This window comes from Fibrobacter sp. UWH4, from assembly GCF_900142475.1.
Lineage (GTDB): Bacteria > Fibrobacterota > Fibrobacteria > Fibrobacterales > Fibrobacteraceae > Fibrobacter.
Genome location: NZ_FRAY01000009.1, coordinates 21,047 through 41,447, shown reverse-complemented (window position 1 = coordinate 41,447; position 20,401 = coordinate 21,047). Strand labels below are relative to the sequence as shown.

The 20,401-nt window shown below is 46.0% G+C and carries 20 protein-coding genes; 2 read left to right on the top strand and 18 right to left on the bottom strand.

Features of this window, described 5'->3' with window-relative positions; all coding sequences use genetic code 11:
- The 13 genes from BUA93_RS13595 to argB form a co-directional block, all read right to left on the bottom strand.
- Complete coding sequence (locus BUA93_RS13595) at positions 1-1,113, bottom strand: DegT/DnrJ/EryC1/StrS family aminotransferase (protein ID WP_072980299.1); 1,113 nt, start codon at positions 1,111-1,113, stop codon at positions 1-3.
- A gap of 129 nt (positions 1,114-1,242) precedes the next feature.
- A complete protein-coding gene (locus tag BUA93_RS13590) occupies positions 1,243-2,304 on the bottom strand; it encodes a glycosyltransferase family 4 protein (protein WP_072980297.1) in 1,062 nt (353 codons plus the stop codon).
- 1 nt (position 2,305) lies between these two features.
- Entirely contained in the window at positions 2,306-3,334 is a 1,029-nt protein-coding gene (locus BUA93_RS13585) for a glycosyltransferase (protein WP_072980295.1), read from the bottom strand.
- 18 nt (positions 3,335-3,352) lie between these two features.
- On the bottom strand, positions 3,353-4,510 hold the full coding sequence (locus BUA93_RS13580; protein ID WP_072980293.1) for an EpsG family protein: 1,158 nt from the start codon (positions 4,508-4,510) through the stop codon (positions 3,353-3,355).
- Positions 4,507-5,400 (bottom strand): glycosyltransferase family 2 protein, encoded by an 894-nt coding sequence (locus BUA93_RS13575; protein ID WP_072980291.1) that lies wholly within the window; start codon positions 5,398-5,400, stop codon positions 4,507-4,509. Before BUA93_RS13575 ends, BUA93_RS13580 begins: the two co-directional genes overlap by 4 nt.
- Positions 5,393-6,229, bottom strand: a complete 837-nt coding sequence (locus BUA93_RS13570) for an acyltransferase family protein (RefSeq protein WP_175547456.1) — start codon at positions 6,227-6,229, stop codon at positions 5,393-5,395. Before BUA93_RS13570 ends, BUA93_RS13575 begins: the two co-directional genes overlap by 8 nt.
- Positions 6,181-6,387, bottom strand: coding sequence for a hypothetical protein (locus BUA93_RS16035; RefSeq protein ID WP_139258102.1), 207 nt, complete (start codon positions 6,385-6,387; stop codon positions 6,181-6,183). The genes BUA93_RS13570 and BUA93_RS16035 overlap by 49 nt, the downstream gene beginning before the upstream one ends.
- A gap of 9 nt (positions 6,388-6,396) precedes the next feature.
- Complete coding sequence (locus BUA93_RS13565; RefSeq protein WP_139258101.1) at positions 6,397-7,539, bottom strand: TDP-N-acetylfucosamine:lipid II N-acetylfucosaminyltransferase family protein; 1,143 nt, start codon at positions 7,537-7,539, stop codon at positions 6,397-6,399.
- A gap of 31 nt (positions 7,540-7,570) precedes the next feature.
- The gene (locus BUA93_RS13560) at positions 7,571-8,707 is read right to left on the bottom strand and encodes a glycosyltransferase (RefSeq protein ID WP_175547455.1); all 1,137 of its coding nucleotides are present in this window, start codon (positions 8,705-8,707) and stop codon (positions 7,571-7,573) included.
- A 1-nt stretch (position 8,708) separates the two neighbouring features.
- Positions 8,709-9,698 (bottom strand): NAD-dependent epimerase/dehydratase family protein, encoded by a 990-nt coding sequence (locus BUA93_RS13555; protein ID WP_072980286.1) that lies wholly within the window; start codon positions 9,696-9,698, stop codon positions 8,709-8,711.
- A gap of 260 nt (positions 9,699-9,958) precedes the next feature.
- Positions 9,959-10,918: an Rpn family recombination-promoting nuclease/putative transposase gene (locus BUA93_RS13550; RefSeq protein WP_175547454.1), complete on the bottom strand. Its 960-nt coding sequence runs from the start codon at positions 10,916-10,918 to the stop codon at positions 9,959-9,961.
- 171 nt (positions 10,919-11,089) lie between these two features.
- A complete protein-coding gene (locus BUA93_RS13545; protein ID WP_072980282.1) occupies positions 11,090-12,295 on the bottom strand; it encodes an aspartate aminotransferase family protein in 1,206 nt (401 codons plus the stop codon).
- Positions 12,276-13,067 carry an acetylglutamate kinase gene (gene argB / locus BUA93_RS13540; protein WP_072812227.1) on the bottom strand — a complete coding sequence of 264 codons (792 nt, stop codon included), beginning with the start codon at positions 13,065-13,067 and terminating at the stop codon, positions 12,276-12,278. Before argB ends, BUA93_RS13545 begins: the two co-directional genes overlap by 20 nt.
- Positions 13,068-13,445: 378 nt before the next feature.
- On the opposite strand from argB, the gene BUA93_RS13535 reads away from it, so the two are divergent.
- Positions 13,446-13,643 carry a ferredoxin gene (locus tag BUA93_RS13535; RefSeq protein ID WP_072980280.1) on the top strand — a complete coding sequence of 66 codons (198 nt, stop codon included), beginning with the start codon at positions 13,446-13,448 and terminating at the stop codon, positions 13,641-13,643.
- A gap of 323 nt (positions 13,644-13,966) precedes the next feature.
- Here the strand turns inward: BUA93_RS13535 and BUA93_RS13530 are convergent, their stop codons facing one another.
- The 5 genes from BUA93_RS13530 to BUA93_RS13510 all read right to left on the bottom strand — a co-directional run bounded on the left by BUA93_RS13530 (position 13,967) and on the right by BUA93_RS13510 (position 19,557).
- A complete protein-coding gene (locus tag BUA93_RS13530) occupies positions 13,967-15,448 on the bottom strand; it encodes a LamG domain-containing protein (protein WP_072980278.1) in 1,482 nt (493 codons plus the stop codon).
- Positions 15,448-16,290 carry a TIGR02147 family protein gene (locus BUA93_RS13525; RefSeq protein WP_072980276.1) on the bottom strand — a complete coding sequence of 281 codons (843 nt, stop codon included), beginning with the start codon at positions 16,288-16,290 and terminating at the stop codon, positions 15,448-15,450. The genes BUA93_RS13530 and BUA93_RS13525 overlap by 1 nt, the downstream gene beginning before the upstream one ends.
- Before the next feature lie 143 nt (positions 16,291-16,433).
- Positions 16,434-16,700 carry a hypothetical protein gene (locus BUA93_RS13520; protein WP_072980274.1) on the bottom strand — a complete coding sequence of 89 codons (267 nt, stop codon included), beginning with the start codon at positions 16,698-16,700 and terminating at the stop codon, positions 16,434-16,436.
- A 14-nt stretch (positions 16,701-16,714) separates the two neighbouring features.
- Positions 16,715-16,960, bottom strand: coding sequence for a BrnT family toxin (locus BUA93_RS13515; RefSeq protein ID WP_072980272.1), 246 nt, complete (start codon positions 16,958-16,960; stop codon positions 16,715-16,717).
- A 194-nt stretch (positions 16,961-17,154) separates the two neighbouring features.
- Entirely contained in the window at positions 17,155-19,557 is a 2,403-nt protein-coding gene (locus tag BUA93_RS13510) for a Tex family protein (RefSeq protein ID WP_072980270.1), read from the bottom strand.
- A gap of 326 nt (positions 19,558-19,883) precedes the next feature.
- Here BUA93_RS13510 and queF point away from each other — a divergent pair, with 326 nt between their 5' ends.
- Positions 19,884-20,360, top strand: coding sequence for a preQ(1) synthase (gene queF, locus BUA93_RS13505; RefSeq protein WP_072980268.1), 477 nt, complete (start codon positions 19,884-19,886; stop codon positions 20,358-20,360).
- Positions 20,361-20,401: the final 41 nt, after the last annotated feature.

Below are 20,401 nucleotides of genomic sequence, written 5' to 3'. Positions count from 1 at the left end.
CTACTTGATCAATATGGCGTTCAGCACGCGTTCAACATCCTTATCCGTAAGTCCAGCATGCATAGGCAAGCAGATAACCTCGTTCGCCATTCTTGTTGCGACGGGGAGATTTACCTTAGTTGCAGATGGCAGTCCACGATACATGGCAAAATCACTGATGAGTGGATAGAAATAGCGACGGCCCAAAACATTCTGAGACTTCATCTTTTCGTAAAGAGCATCACGACTCATGCCGTATTCAGCCTCGTTCACGAAAATCGGAAAATACGAATAGTTATACGAGACACCGTCGCGTTCCTTAAACATCGAAATACCAGGAATATTCGCCAACGCCTTACGGTACACCGAAGCCACCTTCTTACGGGCGGCAATGGCGCCATCGATATGCTTAAGATTGCAAAGACCATAGGCAGCACGAATTTCATCCATCTTGCTGTTGATCCCTGGAGCAACAACCGTAGTTTCTCCAGCAAAGCCGAAGTTCTTGAGATAGTCGATTCGTTTCTTAGTTCGCGCATCATGGCAAATCAGGGCGCCGCCTTCAACCGTATTATAGGTCTTAGTCGCATGGAAGCTGAGCGTATTCATGTCACCGGCATCAAGAATGGTATGGCCGTTCACCTTCACATTGAAAGCATGTGCAGCATCGTAAATCACCGCGAGACCATAACGGTCTGCGATTTCCTGAATAGCCTCAATGTCGCAAGGGTTTCCGTAAACGTGCACCGGCATAATAGCGGTTGTCTTGGGAGTAATGGCTTCTTCAATCTTCTGCGGGTCAAGATTTCCTGTAGCAGGATCTACGTCCACGAACACCGGAGTGAGCCCGTTCCACCAGATGGAGTGCGTCGTCGCCACAAAGCTATAAGGCGTCGTGATGACCTCACCGGTAATGCGCATTGCCTGAAGGGCCGTGATAAGAGGCAAGGTTCCATTCGTAAACAGACTGATATATTCCACGCCTAAATATTCAGCAAGAGCCTTTTCCAGTTCCTGGTGATAATGTCCATTGTTGGTCAGCCACTTACGATCCCAGATATCCTTGAGAAACGGTTCGAATTCTTCCAAGGATGGGAGAAGGGGGGATGTTACGGAAATAAAATCATTTGTCATATAAGATCCTTCTCATATAATATATATTGCGGTAATGTTTCCCTTCAAAATTCATTAAACTTATCAAGCCACATAAAAATGTCTTTTCTAATAAATAAATTCGATTAATGTCAATCATAATAATTTTTTTCACAGACATCTAATTTTTTTTACAATTTTTACCAATTTTTTAGCCTCTCTCCCCCAATCGAATTTTTTCAATATTTTTTCACTAGGGGCCACCGTTTTACCCAACAATTCTTTCAAATTGACATCATAATTATACGGGTCAATATAGTAAACGGAGTCTTCATACAATTCCGGCAAGCATGTCGCATTAGACACAATTACCTTAGCCCCACAAGACAAGGCTTCCAAAGGCGGAATGCCAAACCCTTCATATATCGCAGGGTGAATAAACGCCATACAATTTGACATTAGGGACTTAACCTGAGCATCACTAATATATCCGGTAAAGTGGACGTTGTCGCATTTTAAATCTTGTTCGCTACAACTACTAAGATTAACAACTTTACCACAAACAACAAACTGCAGATCGCTATTACGCTTTGCGACTTCCTTTATCCATACAAAGTTTTTTTGCGGAAGCAAACTACTCAAAGCCAACACATATTCTTTCTTCTTCACACACGCAGGCAAGCAACTAAAGATTTCGTCATCATAACCGACCCTATTAAAATGTTGCCATGCATCATATATTATTTCTATACGCTCTTTTGATATTTTCAAGATTTCCGACAAGCGGTTTTTAGAATAGTGGCTTACAGTTAATATTTTTTTCGCCCATCTTGCAGAACCCCAAGCAAGCAACCGATGCCACGCAGTCGATAATTTCCCATATAAAGTTTTTGTCAGCAAATCGCTAATTTCATAATAGGCGGCATCATGAATGCAAACAATATCTGGACTAAAAAATGGACATGTCGTAGTCAGGTTAATGCTCAACAGTCTATTCTTTTTTATATATCGATAAAAACTAATCTGCTCCCACAAATGGCTTTTTACCTTACCGTACTTTACAACGGGAATCCGCTTTAGCTCAGGAATGCTTGACGCATACTCGGGAACAACCAATACGAATTCTTCTGCTTCAGGCAACTTATCTAATTCTAAGATCAATTCCCTTGCGAAGCGTTCTTGTCCCGTCAATTTTCTTGCAGTAAAACGACCATTCAAAGCAAACCGTAACATATCAGTCTCCCATGCATGCCTTCAATGCATTTTTAAACATTTCACCATGTCTAATTCGACCAGAAATATTTTGCACGTTAATCCGCATTTCTTCATTTTCACTCTCTGTAATTTGCGACAATTTTTGCGGAACTTCTTCAAGCGATTTTATAAGTATGCCTATATGATTTCTCTTCACAAAATCAGCCATCGCACTTTTTTCCCAGATAATCACTTTATAACCACAAGCCAAATACAGGGACAATTTGTGAGGAGCAATCAAAGTCAGATATTCTCCAAAATTACCAACACAGTCAAAAGCACTATCACCATCCCACAACAAGCCCCATTCACCTTCTATCGGCGATACATCACTGGGCAAGAACTTTCCTTTATATTGAGCACAACCACCTAAATCTATTGCAGGGCAATCTCTGCCATACAGGTTAAAAAAATATGACTGAAAATCAATTTTTTTCAGATCCTTCAAGAAAATGCTTTTTTCAAGGGCTCCAGCAAAAACAATCGCATTCTTCTTTTCAACAGCATTAACAGAATCATTTAAAAGGTAGTCAAATACACCCAAAACAACAATATGCGTACGCACTCCATCTGCAACAAGCCTTTTTTTCATATTCTCTGAATGAACAATAATATGCTTATGCGCATTCAAAATATCTATTTCTAATTGACGGAAATGTCGAAAATGAGGAAATCGATACGATTGCAAATCATGAATGATTGTAATCGCATTGAACTTAGCTAAGCGTCTATAGCAATATTTAAATATTCCCAAATTTATCAAAGGGTACTGTATAAAAACATTGCCGTTCTTAGGAATTTTTCGCAACGCGAAGAAAAAAGACATCAAAAACTCTAAAGACCCCAAAACTTTATTAAGAAAATGCCTCGTTATTACAACATCATTCACCTTATAATGTTTTAGAAGAATGTCTGATACATCTTGCGTAGCTTTTGAAGACGCCACATACTTTCCCACGCCATTCAACATTTTAGGATAAGCAAAACGAATGTAATAGAGTTCTTTCATACGAATCCCCTCACGACGTTACGATCTCATTTTTAAAAATTTAATCATTGAGTTTGGCGTTATTTGATCATTCCAGACAAAAAGCATGCATTGATCTATTTCAAACGGCCAGCAGAACCCCAAGACCTTACGTAAAAAGTAGGCCCCGCATATCACTAAAAGCATCACATTTTGAACATTCTTTCTTTTTCGCAGTTGTTCAAACGTCAAAGCGCAAAAATACCCATAAAAAGGTTCAAAGAAGTAACTAAATCTAATAAATAGTTCAAGTCCACTTGACATAGATTTTACAAACAATCCTATCACAAATAAGTTATACAACGGAACAATACTGGGGTTCCTTCGAGCCTCCGTATCTCCACACTTCGCGAATATAAACAGAGGAATAGTCATCACAATTGCTACAATAGGGAGTCTCCGTTCTATAGAAGAAGCCTGAGAAGCGCCAGTCAGCCATCCCTTCGCATCAGCCGTATACCCCGAAAAACGCGCTGATAGCAACACCAAATAATCAAAAATCCCCGCAAGATTGCCAAGAACCTGCGGATCAAAAGCAATCATCAACAGCATGTTCACCACAACCATTGCTTTAAATGACATAATTGGTTTGGGGAGCCGCATCAAGAAGTAAAGCAAAAACAAAAGAATCATTGCATAATGGCAACCAACCGCACAGATAAAAAACACTAGTGCTTTGACTTTTTTCCCATCCAACACATTCCTTACCGCAAAGAATACAAATGACAATCCAGTGTACCAGCGAATCAAATTTTCCGCATTCACATAGGAAAAGAAAATGAAAAAAGGAATGGCGATTGGAAGATATTTTTTATACGGCCTAAATAAATAAAATGTTGAAACTATAAAGAGAAATGAAGAGAAAGAGATCACAGACCAATACGGAAGACCTGATTTAGCAAAAAGCCCCCAAATTAAGGTAAACAGAGGCTCAAAGTCATCCTGCATTCCATATTTAAAATCATTAAATGTGTAGAAATACAAATTCCAGTCAATTTCACGCCCCCAACGTAAACCTTCCACAATAGTAAACATCACTATTGGAAACACCGCCAGCTTCCAATAGTGGGTATCTTTCATTTTTGATTGCAAATAGCAAAACAAAAATAAAGACAACGCACACAATACATGCAGAGAAACATAAATAGCAGCAATCATACACAAGCCCTAAACCGAACTAGCTTATTTTTCACTCTAAACGGGAACGAAATGACCAAATACAACAGTTTGTTTTTTAAAGATTCACGCAATAAACCCGCATTTTTACATCTTGCAACAGCATCCCTCCAAACAATAGTCCTCGCTTCTAACCTTCCTAAAAAGCCCAAGTTATAATACAACTCAGCATGTTTCTGATAAATGTAATCGACAGCTTCCATCCAAGAATAAAACTTATTAGTCAATCGATTCGGATCATTCAAATTCACACGATAAATAGACAAGGCCTCATTCACAAAGAAAAAAGGCGTTCTTTGGGCTAAACGAATCAAAAGCTCATACTCTTGCCAAAACTTCAGATTTTCATCAAAGCCACCACATTCAACAAGCATTTTTTTTTCAACAAGAATATTTGACGTAACCGTACAAATTTCCTTTAAGATCTTTTTCGTCATATCACCTTGCAATTCCGCATGAGGTAATTCGTCACAAAAGGAAATCCCTTTGGGACTCATTCGTTCATAACGACGACCGCAATAAACCAACCCATTTTTCTTTTCCAGAATCAATGCAATTTGTTTTTCAATCTTTTCTGGCAGCCAACAATCATCATCGTCCAAAAAAGCAATATATTCCCCTAAAGCATTTTTTACGCCCTGATTGCGTGCATAATTTCCACCACGACTTTCTTCTACAGGAATCCGAATATATTTCACATCATTTAAAGATTGACAATAATCAGGAGTATCATCATTCGAAGCATCATCAACAACAATGCATTCTATGTTCTTATACGTTTGAGAAAGCACACTTTCAACAGCCCTTTTCAAAAGAGCACAACGATTTTTCGTTGTAATTACGGCACTTACTTTAGGATTAATGTCAAACATGCGATTCTATCTTTTTAAATCGATTTCCAATAAACATCGCAGCATGTTTTTGGAGAAAAATTATTGGATAATACAACAAAACCAAAATTATCACAGACTTTATAAGCGCAAAAAAGAAATTACTCCAATCATCTGCAAATAACGGGGAAATCCGTCGCGACAAAGCATTCACATAAAAAAACACACTCCCATGCAAGCCCATGATTACAATCGATCCCGATGAAAAAATTTCAATGAATACATTAGAGAAATTATCCACAAGCCGACAAAAAGCAGACACCATTATTACGCCGACAAATCCTTCTATATAATACAGCGAAGGAACATTTCCAAATTGTAACGAGTGAATTGAAACAGATCCTATTAATCTGTTCAACAGCAACATTAACACAAGAGATAAACATCCTATACAAAAATTCCATTGTATCTTTTTACTAAAGAGTGCATGTTTTTTAAAGATATAACCAACATAAAAAAACGGATATGCCATAAAACAAGAGCCAATTCCCCAATACAATGGAAAAGGCAACACATATGCAACAAAAATAGACACAGCAAAAATGAAGAGTTGCCCCCATATATTCCGTTCAACAGCAATATAAGCCAACAAACGAACAAAGAAAAGACTCAACAAGAACCAAGACGCCCCCGAATACGAATGGCCACCGCCAATCAAAAAATCTACAACAGCATTCTTATGAAACTGGACATCCGATATCAGCGAAAGATCCATTAAGCAGCACAATACATTAAAGAAAACATAAGGGACTATCAATGACTTTACATTTTTTTTAGCGAAACAAAAAAAGCCATCTTTCTTCTTAAACAAATAACCAGACAAGAAAAAAACAACGGCATATGGAATGCATATACAAAGTTTTTTACCTCACATCCATAACCATCTGTAGGAAAAAAAGCATGGCCAAAAACAACCAAATATATTCCAACTGTTTTAGCCCAATCAACCCAACTTTCTCTGGAATTCATACAGGCTCTCTAAAGTTCAAATGAGGAAAAAAACTTCATCATTTCTTCATCATACCGACATAAATCAGCATCGTTCATATAGATGTCAAAATTTTCCTTTTGGCTTTCTATAGACAAATAAGGTTTTCCCGAAAAATTACACAGATCATTTTCTATTGAGAAAAACTTATAGCCAAGTTCTCTATAATACGCGTAATTTAAAGAATCGTTATATAGATAAACATCGAAACCGTTTTTCAAAGCATGACTAATATTTCCCGCAGACTGTTGTCTCATATGCCCAAACACCGCAGCACAACAGGTATTAACCAAATTAAAATATTGCTTCCTGTCCATAAATGTTTCTAAAAAAGTCGTTTTTACATTTTGGAATTTTAGCACATATTTTTTTAAAGCAGTTTTATACCTTTCATTTCCACCATAGCTAATTGGAATCAAAGCCTCAATAGGACGCCCAATCTTTTCCAATCTTTCCAAAATATCTATATGATTATTTGTCGGATCCAAGCTATTCCCAACCAAAATTCTTGGAACAGCTGACAAAGAAGTTGGCTCCTTGGGTACAAAATCATTCGGTAATTCCATAAACATATATCTAAACGGGAAAAAACATTTCCCAGATAAATTCATCATATGGAATTCAATCGGAAACACCGTTGATATTGCAGAAATTTTATCAAATAACCGTCTATACATACGATTGTGAAAGAAATATACACCTAGGCATACTTTCGCCATTTCTCGAACTCTTTCCAACATCCTTTTTTGACTGTTCAGCATCTTTCTTGTATATGGCTTATACAAATCAATCGGCAGCATTTTCTTCAAATTGTCATGAACATCCGAATAAATATCCCATCCCCAGCAACAAATAAAAATCGTCCGCTGTATTCTAAGCAAATGCCGAATACTAACAAATATGCTATGCAAAATTACAACACAGTCCGATGAACTTTGATTAACTGTCTCAACAAGTTTCTTTTCAGATTGGAAAAAAAACACATTGGGGCATCGGCTTTTCACATACCGAATTTCACGATCATGATGAATGATAAAAAAAGAAGACTCAATGGTCTTATACCTAGCAAATTGCGCAATCGCCCCATCAATAAATTTTTCATCGCTACATATGTGAATTACTTTTTTTATCATTAAAAGTCCCAAACAAGTTAGCAAACAAAGACTAATTTTTCGTCACTTGATCAACTACACAAATAAACTCTTTCACCATTTTTTTCAATTCAAACTTTTCTTTGGCAACCATATATGCTGCATTTGAGATTTGATTTTTAAACAATTCATCCTTATATATTCTAACTACCGATTCATAAACGGCATCTGCATCATCAATATCAACAACAAGTCCATTCTTTTCCGACTGAATCATATCATCAACGGCATCAATCTTAGTGCAGACAACCGGTTTTTTGGCAGCAAAATATTCCGACACAACAAGCGGCAAACCTTCCCAACGAGAACAAAGAACTGCAATATCAAACAAAGCTAAATATTCTATGGCTTGTTTCGTCCACCCCGTAATTAAGAATGAATCTTTTAAATCAGCATTCAAAATCATTTTTTCAATTTCTAACTGGTCGGGACCATCACCGACAATTATAAAGAACGATTCGGGAATAACATCTTTTATCTTTCGAGCAGCCTTTACAAAAACATCCGGAGCTTTCTGCTCTGATATACGTCCCACCATGCCAACAACATAAGCATTTTCAGGAATATTCAAAGATGACCGGGTCAGTTTAGAAACTGCAATTTTTTTCTCAATTTCTTCAATATCCACACCATTCAAAATCACTTGCAATTTATTTGTTTTGCATATATAATTTTGCAACGCAGACTCTTTCTCGTAATTGGAGACGCAAATAATCTTATCGGTAAATACGGCAAAGAACTTTTCTATCCAGCGATAAAACAACTTCTTCTTGTTGCTAATCCGCATATTGAACGCCCAACTATGAGCGTTGTACAGGACTTTCGCACCACAGCCTATAGCAGCAAGGCGTCCAACAGCCCCCGCAATGCTGCTATTGCAATACACCACATCGGGTTTGTACTTCTTTATCAACTTGCGGGTTGCCCAAGCCGGTTTCAAAATCTTTGATGCACTTATAGAGCGTTCCATGCCCACTTTTTCAATAACATCAAAATAAGGGGCAAAACGGGCTTCTTCATAGGCGTAAGAGCAGACGAGTATTTTCTCGTATTTAGAACTATCAAGGTGCTTAGCGAGCGTTTCAATATAAACAGGAACGCCACCAGGATACGCCTGAGCAATAAACATTATCTTGATACGGTCTGCCACGCTACACCAGTTCCTTTTCACCGCAATCCTTATACCAATCGCGGAAAGCATCTTCCAGCGAGTAGGAGAGCGGGTAGTTTTGGGAGAGTTTCAAACCGTTGATGTTCGTGCTAACCATCAATTTCTTTACACGGGCAGGGCAAATACCAAGGCCCAAGCCCCCGAGCAAACCGCAGACAGTCGCTGCCGCCATCATGGGTTTCTTGGGAATGTACGGAATGAAGCGTTTCAGCCCAGTCGCCTTGAGCATGGTATTCGCAATCTGCTCAATAGTGAAAGACGGATAGTAGCAGCAATTGTAAAGTTGAACCCTACTGGCCACTTCGGCAAGCTCAGTGTCCTTTTTCTCATTTTCGGCCATAGCCAACATCACACGCACAAGGTCCTTCACGTAAATGCAAGCCTTGATAGTGTCTTTGCGGCCTGCATAAGCGAACTTATGTTTCTTGAGCGCCCTGTAAAGGCGTGTCATGTTGCCGTTTTCACCAGTCCCGAACACGATTCCAGGACGCACAATCGAGAGTCTGCGGTCCTTACTTTCGGCAGCCCATTCACGGTGGATTTTTTCGGCCACCAATTTAGAGATGCCGTAAGGCGTGTTAGGGGTAGGCAGAGTTTCTTCGGTCTTTAACTCTTCAGCCGCTCCATACGGAGCAATGCTGCTCGTAAAAACAATGTTTTCAATGTTGTGTTTGCGTGCGAATTCGCATACATTTTCTGCACCGCGAATATTCGTTTCAAAGTACGCATGATCAGGATGACCTGGCGTACGATGAATTGCTGCAAAATTGAAAATGAGTGTGTTTTTGCCAAATTCGCCATTCATTGAAATCGGCTGACGAACGTCGACCCTTTGTGAATATTCAGTTCCATCAGCAAGAAGATCTGCAATATAAATCTTTGCGTCGGGATATTTTTCGCGGAGAAGGTTCGCAGTGTGCGTCCCGATAAAGCCACATCCACCGAAAATTATGAACTGACTGAATTGCATATTATACGTTTCTCCCTACGCAAAGACTCCGCACCGAGGTTCGTTCAACAAAAAATCATAACAGAGCAACACAATCGCAAACATCCTACATCTCAACTAAATTTTATTACAATTTAACAATTTACGTTAATCTTACAAGAGTGAAACCATAGAAACATATGGATATATAATACAGACTACAGAACGTGGTCTAGGGAAGGAATTTTAGGGCTACGATATTTAAATGAAAAAGCCCCTTTCGGGGCTGAAAATCTGGGATGTTATTTGAGGGCAAGCATCGCCGAGATTACGCTGTCCGGCACGTTCTGCGAACGGAGAAATTTCACTCTTCTTAGGTTGAGAGCTTCATTCCGTTCTCGTTCTTTTTCAGCGCCCTGCTTGACGCCCTGTTCAAGGCCCTGCGCCAAGCCGCGCTTCCGTCCACGGCGGTCTGCGGCGCGTTCTGCGGCACGCAAACGGTCTCCAGCGGTCTTGATCCCCAGGGCCTGTCCGATACTCATACGCATACGCAATTCCTCCACGACTTCTTCATCAAGGTACTCTCCCAAATATACTACAATTTTTTCCGCAAGGGTAGCCCTTGCGCCATTTTCCAGCCGAGAAAGCATTTTCGTCAATCCGCTCACAACGCTCCTGAGACCATCTGCGTCAAAAGCGTGTTTCATCACAAGCGCGCCGACAGCTGCCTCTACATTCGGCTCCCTAAGGCAGGCATCATCGGAAATGTCCGCAAGGTTCACAAGGACACATTCGAACGGCAACTCACGGCCATTGAACTGGCCCCGATACTTTGTACGGAACTCCGCCATCGGATCCCAGTCGCTCCGGCCATTATAGATAATGATGGCCTTCGTCGGGAGCCAGCCGAAGTCCGTCGCCCCCTTGTTCTGCATCACCTCGAAGGTATAGCGGTAAATCTGCGAAAGGACATCCTTCTTGAGGTAAGACTTGTGCTCCAGCAAGATGCCCACGAAAATTTCGGGGCCGCCCTTGATGCGGGCCTTGAAGGCGAGGTCCGATTCGCCCCACTCCTTCACGTTGCTGAAACTGCCCGGAATCAACTCCAGGGAATCCATGTCAACCGTAGAGAGCATCCTGCGAAGCTCCGGATTTTTGCGCTTTGCTAGCCGCAAGAGGGTGCGTGTATTCGCGGGAACCGCGTAAATATAACGAAAGAAGGGGTCATGCTTACGGCGGAGAGTCTTCCTTTTCTTGGTCATTTTCACTTCATAACCGAAACGCGTCGGCATTCGCGAACAGGGATTTTTTCTCTATCTATACTATACACGTTTCTATCGGCAACTGAGCGCCATATTTTTTGTAAAAACTTTGTAAAAAAATGAAAAAGCCCGGCGGGGAGCCGGGCTGCAAGAGCGATTTATGTTTAGCAATTACTTCGCGGCGGCAGCGGCAAATGCGCGGCCGAGCTTTGCGAGGGCTTCGTCGCATTCCGCTGCAGAAACATTCAGCGGCGGGAGCATACGCAGCACGTTGCCCTTGGCGCTCAGCACCATGAGTTTTTCATTGCGGGCGGCAGCGATGATGTTGCCCACCGGCATGGATTCGTCAAGAGCCACACCGAGAATCAGGCCTTCGCCCCGGATTTCCTTGGCGAAGCTGTACTTTTCCACAAGGCTCGCCAAACCGGCCTTCAGCTGGGCGGAACGTTCAGCCACATTCTTGAGGAGCCCCGGAATCTGCTTCACGACTGCGAGACCTGCGGCGCAAGCAATCGGGTTGCCGCCAAAAGTGGTACCGTGGTCACCGGCCTTGAGCTGGTCGGCAATCTTCTGGCGCAGGAGCACCGCACCCAGCGGGAGACCGCCACCGATTCCCTTGGCCAAAGAAACCAGGTCCGGATTCAGGCCATACTTTTCGAAACCGCAGAAGGTTCCGAGACGGCCCACACCCGCCTGCACTTCGTCAACGATGACGAGACAGCCGAATTCTTTCTGCAGGCTGTTGATGGTTGCAACCATTTCAGCGGAAAGCGTCATCACGCCGCCTTCGGCAGCGAGGCTTTCAAGCATAATTGCGCAAGTATCCTTGTTGACTTCGGCCTTCAAGGCCGCGCAGTCGTTCCACGTGACGTGCACGAAGTCGCCCGGCATGGAACCGAAGCCTTCGCGGATAGCCGGCTGGCCCGTTGCAGAAAGGGCGGCATACGTCCTTCCGTGGAAGCTGTTCACGAAGGTAATGATTTTCTGCCTGTTCTTTTCGCCATTCCGGTCGAAGTACTTACGTGCAAACTTGATTGCACCTTCGTTCGCCTCGGTACCCGAGTTGCAGAAGAAGGCTTTGTCGAACTTGGTGATTTCAAGGAGGGCCTTGCCGAGATTAATCTGCGGGTAGTTCGGGTAAAGGTTGCTGATGTGGTTGAAGTGGTTCATCTGTTCCACCACCGCATCCTTAATCGCCTGGTTCTGGTGACCAAGTGCGTTCACGGCGATACCCGCCACGAAGTCCAGGTACTTGTTGCCCTGGTCGTCATAGAGGTAAGAGCCTTCGCCCTTTACGAAGTTGATGTCTGCCTTGCCGTAGAGCGGCGCGATAATTTGTTTGTCCTGTTCGAGCAGGTTAGCGCAAGATTGTGCCATAGTTTAAATCTCCATTAATTTGTTTGCCAAAGTGTTCCGCGTCCTTCCAACCCACGATGTGGATGCTCTTAAGTCCTCGTCGGATCGACTTGAAACTCTCGCGGACTTTGGGAATCATACCGCCGGAGATGACGCCAGCCTCGATCAGCTTTTCGGCGTCCGCCTCGCTCAGTTCGGGAATTACATTCTTGTTTTCGTCCATCACGCCCGGCACGTCGCTCACCAGCACGAACTGGTCGGCTTCGAGCGCCACAGCCAGTTCAGATGCGGCGGTGTCTGCGTTCACGTTCCAGCTCACGCCGTTGCCGTTTGCGTCAGGGCCAATCGAAATCGGGCTTACCACGGGAACAAACCCCGCACCCCAGAGCGCGGTCACGATGCCCGGGTTCACCTTCTTGATTTCGCCTACCAGGCCAAGGTCCACCTTGCCCTGCTTCTTGACCACCTGGAACAGATTCGCGTCTACGCCCGAAATACCGACGGCGCCACAGCCGTTGTTCAGGAGCATGCGCACGAGCTTCTTGTTCACGTGGCCCGAGAGGGTCATCTCGACCATCTTCATGATGCCGGGGGTTGTGACTCGCAGACCGTCGATGAATGTCGGTTGTTCCTTGAGCAAGGCGATATTCTCGTTGATATCCTTGCCACCGCCGTGAACCACGGCCACCTGACAGCCACTACCGGGGAGGGTAGAGACTGCCGACACAAAATCAGCCAGCTTGGCTTCGTCGATTGCCAGGCTGCCACCAATTTTTACAACCACTTTTTTCATGTTTCGATGAATTCCTGTCGGAAGGTGAAAAATGAATTTTTGCGGTAAATTTAGAAAAATACAACTCCGCTCAAATGCATGTATTCAATTTAAAAGATTAATAAACATGCGGGAGGGGCCCCAGCTCGGAGTGGACGCTATGCGTCCGTGGCTACGTTCAGTCATACAGGCAAGTAAACTTGCCTGTGCGACACTCACTTGCACACTTTTGCGAAGGCCGCACGGCCCCCTCCCTGCACCCTCCCCTCCGTTGGCCAACGCTTTTTTCATCCTCTTCTGTTCAGTTTTTTCATTTATTTCTTATTTTCCCGTCTGTTCAGAACAAGATTTTGTTATATTGCGTATATAAATTCAACCTAAGACACAAAGAGGTATATTATGGCAATCACGAAAGTGTGGCTGGACGAATCCAGCGACGAATGCGTCTCCTGCGGCGCTTGCGAAGCTACTTGCGACGCAGTGTTCAGCGTTCCGGAAAAGATGCAGGTGAAGGAAGGCGTCGACTATTCCGCTTACGAAAGCGAAATCAAGGACGCTGCTGACTCCTGCCCGGCCGGCGTGATCAAGTACGAGTAATTTTTAGTACTCTACTAAAACATTTAAAGCCTTGTCCTCGGACAAGGCTATTTTTTTGTGGAATTGCACTGGATCCCCTCCCCTATCGTGCTACGCACTCCAGGGTCGAGGATGACTGTAGCGGATTATTTTGCCATAATTGCAATTCGTCGAAGCCATGTTCCGTGATGGTCAAGGATGACTGTAGCGGATTATTTCGCCATAATTGCAATTCGTCGAAGTCATGTTCCGTGATGGTCGAGGATGACTGTAGCGGATTACTTTGCCATGATAGCAAATCGTCGAAGCCATGTTCCGTGATGGTCGAGGATGACTGCGGCGGATTACTTCGCCAAGGCTTCGTACTGGGCTTTGACCCATTCGGCGCTGCGGGCGGTCGACTCGATGGTCACTTCGTCGATAACGCCGTTCCAAGTGTCATTCGCGATTTCGGTACCGCCAATGCGGAACGGCACAGGGTCCAAGAAATCCTTGAGTGTAAACGGCACACCATTTTCATCACTTACAAGTTCGCCATTCACATAAAAGAACAGCTTGCCGTCTTCATACACGAGTGTAATGTTCGCCCATTCATTCAAGGGCCGCACTCTACCCGGTTCGCTAAGCCAGACAAGCCCTGTCGGACTAATAGCTTCGCTCACCGCAGCAAAGGCTCCTACCGTAAAGTCATACTGCAACTGGATTCTGGCAAAGGATTCAGCCCAATTGGACCTCTGGGCGAAAAGAATCTGGTAGAAGCTTCCTTCACGGAACCCTTTCCAAACCGTCCACAGCGACACGGTAAAGTCACCGGCACTGGGGTCGACATTGCCCAAACCAATATGTTGTCCGACCTTCAGCGAGACTCCCTCGCCCGAAATACCATCTACATAATCGATGTTGTCCGGATCGGCTTCCGTCCCGTCGCTATTGTAGACCTTGGCCAAGCTATCGCTGCCATCTAGGTGAAGCGCATAAGAAATGGCGACAGCTTCGCTCGTATCCCTTGCAGTCGTGTCCTTGACGATGTCACTCGAATCCTTGGCCGTTGTATCTTTGACGGATGTATCTTTTTCGGTGGTATCTTGCGGCAGAATTTCAACCTGCGGGACCGTGATTCCTTCGGGGACGCTCACCATAATTCCCGCATAGGCGGCATTGTTGTAGTAGCGGTAATCCGAGACTGTAAGCCAGCCGTTGTTTTGGCTCAGTTTTTCAAGGGGCGGGATCTTGACGGTGTCGCCTACAATGGTCGTCATGAAATCGAAACGGGCCTGGGGAACTTCAGCCACATACGCAAGCAAGATTTTGCCTACGGGCATGGAGTCAAAAGCAAAGGAACCGTCTGCTCCCACAGACGCAACGGCGTTGCTACCCACAATGCGCATATAGCCGGAACTTGCCTCGGCAACGCTACTTTCAAGTCTGCGGGGGTGCCCCACCACCACAAGCGAGCTGCCCGAATCCTGAATACGCGAAAGCCCGGATTCAGAACCAGTTTCGGCATAGAGCACCACAGAGCGGGTGCTGTCGAATTTCAGCTCAAATTTTCCGTTGTCATCGGCAACGACTTCGACAGAGTCTTCGATAGAAGTCTTGTCCCAGTTATCGTAGTAGGCCACCACGCGGGCATGGGCCACAGGCAGGTTGCCCTCGGTCACCACGAAGCCGCTAGCCACGGAGTTTCCGATATCGGTGACACCGCCGGCAGTCTCGTCGCTCTTGGAACAGGCTACCACGCCCAAAGCAAACAAGGAGACGGCTGCACAGCCCAACAAATTCTTCAAAGAAATAACGCCAGAGGCATTTTTTAACAAACTAATCATCACTTTGCCCCCTTTTCAATCATCTTGCTCATCGGGAAAGCCACCAGCATCATCTCGTAGACGCGTTCCACGTCCGGGTCGTTCGCGGCTTTCGCGATTATCTTCTTGCGCGCCTCCTCGAGCACCTCGACGGCGTATTTGTAGGAGCGTTCACTCATGGCAAGCGTCGTGAATGCGGCGAAGCGTTCATTCTTCGGCATCGATTCCACGGCGCCGATAGCATGCTGAATGTATTCGCGGCGAATCTGCCGCAGCGCAATCGGCGGAATTTCGGCGGCATCGAGCATCTGCGATGTCGCCTCGTAGCGGTCCCCTACTTTTTTCAGCAAGTTCCACTCAAGTAAATTCTTGACAGCCTCGCGAGCCTCTTCGGTGGTAATCTGTGGCGTCAGCATACGGGCGAGCACCATGTAGTCGTCGTGCCAGTCGGCATTTACCGCCATTTCACGGATGACCGGATAGTACCACTTACTAAAGTAAGCCTGCTCACGGGTAGTGACGTGCGTAAATTCGATCTGCTTGCGAATCTGGACAATCTGTTCCCAAGCGCTTTCACGCTCGACCACCTGCTGCGCCTGGTTGTACTGCACAAGCGCCTCGAAGTACGCCTTCTGGAGCGGCTCGAAATCCATCGCCTTCGCAATTTTCTCGATGGATTTGGGCGTCAAGTTGAAGCGCCCGCGGATAACGTTCAGGCAGTACGAGGAACTGCTGAATCCCGCCTTCGCCGCAAAGAAGCGATGCGAAAAGACGGCCCGCATTTTTTTCTGTTCCTCAAAGTAATCCTGGAGGAACTTGCGGAAGTCGTCGTAGTCAAACAGATGCTCTAGCGCAATACACATGTTTTTAAAATAAGTAATTTTTACACACTAAGCAATAGCCCGAGAAAATTTTTACACACCCTAGCGCCCTTTTCCAAATCATTTTTTGACGGAAATCACAAAAAGCGGAGCTGTTGACCCCGCTTTCGAATTATAAGAAATGTTTACACAGCCGCTTTTGCCAACGTTTCGATTACATATTCACTGTACTTGACATCGCCCTTCGCGGCATTGCGCTTGAGGCCTTCGATTATCCAAACGGGCAAACGGAAAGACGCCATTCTGGTCTCGTTGCGTTTACGGCGTTCCTTGATTGCCTTGACGGTTTCTTCCCAAGGACCATCCGACACGATAGTTGAGCCATCTGCAAGCCCTTCACGGAACTCGTCGGCCATATTACCGGCATATTCAAGAACTTCATCCTCAGTCATTATAGGATTTTGAGCTATTTTAAATTTTTCCATAGAACTTCCTCATCTTTATGAGCTCTACGAGCCGTAACAACAGTATAAAGGTCTTTTTCTAAAACAACTACCCAGAATTCTCCATCTACCTTTCCAATAGCTTTGTATCTGCTTGGATTAGACTTTGAACGCCTAAGTAGCCGTTTTCCATTCACAAGTCTTGCAGCCATTTCGGGCGTAAAAACTCGTTCCTCGAATCTTTCAAAAGCGTGGTCTATGATTTTCATATTAAATCTACAATTTGTAATACAATTTGTCAATATTTTTATAAAGGGACTCAAAAAAGTCACTCCATATACTATACACGCTTTTTTCGGGCCTCCGAGCACCTTCTTAAACAAAATTTTACAACCATACAGAAAAAGCCCGCATCTAAAATGCAGGCTCAGTCTTTTTGGAGTAGGTATTAGTTAGGTGTTACCTACATTCCTTTCTTAAAGTTTTTCAAGAGGGCGCTCATCTTGCCGGGCATGGCAGCGGCCTTCTTCGGAGCTGCACCCGGGCGGTCCTTGCCGGCGATTTTTGCCTTGAGGTCCGCAAGCGTTGCATGGCCCTGGATGCCGCCCTGCGGGCGGGCATTGCCGCGACCACCGTCGCGGCCGTGGCCACCGAATCCGCTGCGGTTACCACCTGCGCGCTGGCCACGCGGGCCATTTGCACCGGCACCGGCGACGCCGTCGGTCGATTCCTGCTTCATCGAAAGGCTAATGCGCTTCTGGCCCACGTCAACAGCCACGACGCGCACCTTCACGATGTCGCCCACGGTAAGAACCGTCTTTGCGTCTTCCACGAACTTGTCGCTGATTTCAGAAACGTGCACGAGGCCGTCCTGGTGAACACCGATGTCCACGAAGGCACCGAAGTTTGCCACGTTGGTGACAACACCTTCCATCCAGCTACCCGTAATCAAGTCCTGAATGGTGCGAATCTTGTCGTCGAACTTGGCGTAGCGGAATTCCTTACGCGGGTCGCGGCTCGGCTTCTGGAGTTCCTTGATAATGTCATCCAAAGTAGCCTTACCCACTTCGTCGGAGAGGAATTCTTCGAGGTTGATTGCCTTCACAGCTTCGGCGTTACCCACCATGTCCTTCACAGAAACGCCAGCCTTTTCGGCCATCTTTTCAACGAGGGCGTAGTTTTCGGGGTGAACGGCGGAATCGTCCAGCGGGTTTTCGGCACCCGGAATGCGCATGAAGCCGGCGGCCTGTTCGAATGCCTTCGGGCCGAAGCCCTTCACGTTCTTCAAGGCTTCGCGGCTAGCATAGGCACCGTTTTCTTCGCGGTACTTCACGATGGCTTCGGACAAAGTATTGCTAAGGCCTGCCACGTGGGAAAGCAGCGGAGCAGAGGCGCTGTTCACGTCGACACCGACCATGTTCACGCAGCTTTCCACCACTTCGTCCAAGCGCTTCTTGAGTTCGCGCTGGTTCACGTCGTGCTGGTACTGGCCCACGCCAATGGACTGCGGGTCCACCTTCACAAGTTCGGCCAGCGGATCCTGCAGGCGGCGGCCAATCGAAATGGCGCCACGGGTCGTCACGTCTTCCTTCGGAAATTCCTGGATAGCGATCATGCTTGCGCTGTAAACAGATGCACCTGCTTCAGAAACGATCACGCGCGGCGGAACCTTGCCCTTGAACTTCGCGGACATCTCGGCGCAGAAGGCATCCGTTTCGCGGCTAGCGGTACCGTTACCGATTGCAATCAAGTCAATCTTGTACTTGTCGATGAGGCCCATCAGGTACACGGCGGCACCGGCCTTGTCGTTCCACGGTTCGTGCGGCTTGATAATGCCGTGGTCCATGAACTTGCCGTTTTCGTCGAGCACGGCAACCTTGCAACCCGTACGGAAACCCGGGTCGAGGGCGAGCACGGCCTTGTGGCCGGCAGGTGCTGCGAGCAACACATCCTGAAGGTTCTTGCTGAACACCTTGAAGGCTTCTTCTTCGGCGGCGTCCTTGAGCATCAGGCGCACTTCGCTTTCCATGCTCGGCTGGAGCAAGCGTTCCCAGGCATCCTGGCACATGGCTTCCAGGTAAGGAGTCCAGGTGGTGTTGCCCTTGATAATCTGCTGCTTGAGGTAGCCGACCATTTCTTCGTTCGGCACTTCGATAGAGAGGCGGAGCACCTTTTCCTTTTCGCCGCGGCGCAGCGCCAGCATACGGTGGCTCGGAATCTTGGACACCTGTTCGCTGTAGTCGTAATAATCCTTGAACTTGGTTTCCTGGCCTTCGAAATCCTTCTTGACCTTGGAAATCATGACACCGGTCTTTTCCATCTTGTTACGCAGGTACTGACGGAATTCGGTGTTGTCGGCGACTTCTTCGGCCAAAATGTCGGCGGCACCCTTGAGGGCGGCCTTCGGGTCGGCAAGGCCCTTTTCTTCGGACAAATAAATTAACGCAATCTGTTCTGCCGTGTTGCCGGTTTCTTCTTGCGCCCACATGAGGCGGGCCAAGGGTTCCAGGCCCAGTTCCTTCGCGATGGTGGCGCGGGTGCGCTTCTTGGGCTTGTACGGAGCGTAAATATCTTCGAGGAGGGTCTTGTCCTTACAGGCTTCGATCTGGGCCTTGAGTTCGGGAGTCAGCTTGCCCTGTTCTTCGATGCTCTTGAGCACGGTTTCTTTGCGGTCCACAAGTTCTTGCAGGTAATCGCGGCGGTGGCTGATGTCGCGCAGCTCGATTTCGTTCAACGTGCCCGTCTGGTCCTTACGGTAGCGGGCGATAAAGGGGATGGTACCACCCTGGTCCATCAGCTCGAGTGCCTTGGCGACGCGCCATACTTCAAGGTTAAGCTCTTCGGCAATAATTGCAGAAAAATCCATAATGTAGTTCCGTTTTTTATGTTCGGTTCGAGGGTCCTGCCGTCCTGGTTTCATGCATGACGCGCGGCCCTAAGTTCAACCCAGCACCGCAGTGCGAGGTACCCCGGGAATTTTCCAAAGGTAAGGGGAATATAGATAATTCAAATGACAGCCGGGTGTCAAAACACGGCATTTTTCTGTAAGTTTATTGTAGCCTTTTGGCTAACTCACGGAATCTCAACAACTTACGACACGTACAGCAAACCTTTGGATTATTGAATATTTTTCTATCTTTGGGTCGGTCAGTTCGAAACCCATCCTGACTTTAAACAAAACTAGGAGACTTTATGCGTTCAGAAGCTGAACTCGAAGGCGTCACGTTGCTCGGCAACAACAAGACCCAGTACAAAACCACCTACAGTCCCGAAGTCCTCGAAAAATTCCCGAACAAGCATCCGGGTAACGACTACATGGTCACCTTCAACTGCCCAGAATTCACGAGCCTGTGCCCCAAAACCGGCCAGCCGGACTTTGCCGAAATCAAGATCAACTACATTCCGGACCAGTACCTAGTAGAATCCAAGTCGCTCAAGCTGTACATGTTTAGCTTCCGCAATCACGGAGACTTCCACGAAGACTGCGTGAACATCATCATGAAAGACTTGGTAAAACTCTTGGAGCCCAAGTACATCGAAGTCGAAGGGCTCTTTATGCCCCGCGGCGGTATTTCGCTCTACCCCTTCGCCAACTACGGCAAGCCGGGCACCGAATTCGAGGCGCTCGCCAAGACCCGCCTGTTTGCCGCAATTGATCGCCGCCGCTAACCCCCAAAACCTCACAACCTCAAAGGGGCTTTAGCCCCGAC

Excerpts from the sequence above, each read along its gene's own strand:
- BUA93_RS13575 (WP_072980291.1), bottom strand. The coding sequence starts at position 5,400 with ATGTTTGACATTAATCCTAAAGTAAGTGCCGTAATTACAACGAAAAAT.
- BUA93_RS13585 (WP_072980295.1), bottom strand. The coding sequence starts at position 3,334 with ATGAAAGAACTCTATTACATTCGTTTTGCTTATCCTAAAATGTTGAAT.
- BUA93_RS13520 (WP_072980274.1), bottom strand. The coding sequence starts at position 16,700 with ATGACTGAGGATGAAGTTCTTGAATATGCCGGTAATATGGCCGACGAG.
- BUA93_RS13555 (WP_072980286.1), bottom strand. The coding sequence starts at position 9,698 with ATGCAATTCAGTCAGTTCATAATTTTCGGTGGATGTGGCTTTATCGGG.
- queF (WP_072980268.1), top strand. The coding sequence starts at position 19,884 with ATGCGTTCAGAAGCTGAACTCGAAGGCGTCACGTTGCTCGGCAACAAC.
- BUA93_RS13565 (WP_139258101.1), bottom strand. The coding sequence starts at position 7,539 with ATGATAAAAAAAGTAATTCACATATGTAGCGATGAAAAATTTATTGAT.
- BUA93_RS16035 (WP_139258102.1), bottom strand. The coding sequence starts at position 6,387 with ATGAATTCCAGAGAAAGTTGGGTTGATTGGGCTAAAACAGTTGGAATA.
- BUA93_RS13530 (WP_072980278.1), bottom strand. The coding sequence starts at position 15,448 with ATGATTAGTTTGTTAAAAAATGCCTCTGGCGTTATTTCTTTGAAGAAT.
- BUA93_RS13580 (WP_072980293.1), bottom strand. The coding sequence starts at position 4,510 with ATGATTGCTGCTATTTATGTTTCTCTGCATGTATTGTGTGCGTTGTCT.
- BUA93_RS13545 (WP_072980282.1), bottom strand. The coding sequence starts at position 12,295 with ATGGCACAATCTTGCGCTAACCTGCTCGAACAGGACAAACAAATTATC.
- BUA93_RS13550 (WP_175547454.1), bottom strand. The coding sequence starts at position 10,918 with ATGACCAAGAAAAGGAAGACTCTCCGCCGTAAGCATGACCCCTTCTTT.
- BUA93_RS13525 (WP_072980276.1), bottom strand. The coding sequence starts at position 16,290 with ATGTGTATTGCGCTAGAGCATCTGTTTGACTACGACGACTTCCGCAAG.
- argB (WP_072812227.1), bottom strand. The coding sequence starts at position 13,067 with ATGAAAAAAGTGGTTGTAAAAATTGGTGGCAGCCTGGCAATCGACGAA.
- BUA93_RS13510 (WP_072980270.1), bottom strand. The coding sequence starts at position 19,557 with ATGGATTTTTCTGCAATTATTGCCGAAGAGCTTAACCTTGAAGTATGG.
- BUA93_RS13590 (WP_072980297.1), bottom strand. The coding sequence starts at position 2,304 with ATGTTACGGTTTGCTTTGAATGGTCGTTTTACTGCAAGAAAATTGACG.
- BUA93_RS13515 (WP_072980272.1), bottom strand. The coding sequence starts at position 16,960 with ATGAAAATCATAGACCACGCTTTTGAAAGATTCGAGGAACGAGTTTTT.
- BUA93_RS13535 (WP_072980280.1), top strand. The coding sequence starts at position 13,446 with ATGGCAATCACGAAAGTGTGGCTGGACGAATCCAGCGACGAATGCGTC.
- BUA93_RS13595 (WP_072980299.1), bottom strand. The coding sequence starts at position 1,113 with ATGACAAATGATTTTATTTCCGTAACATCCCCCCTTCTCCCATCCTTG.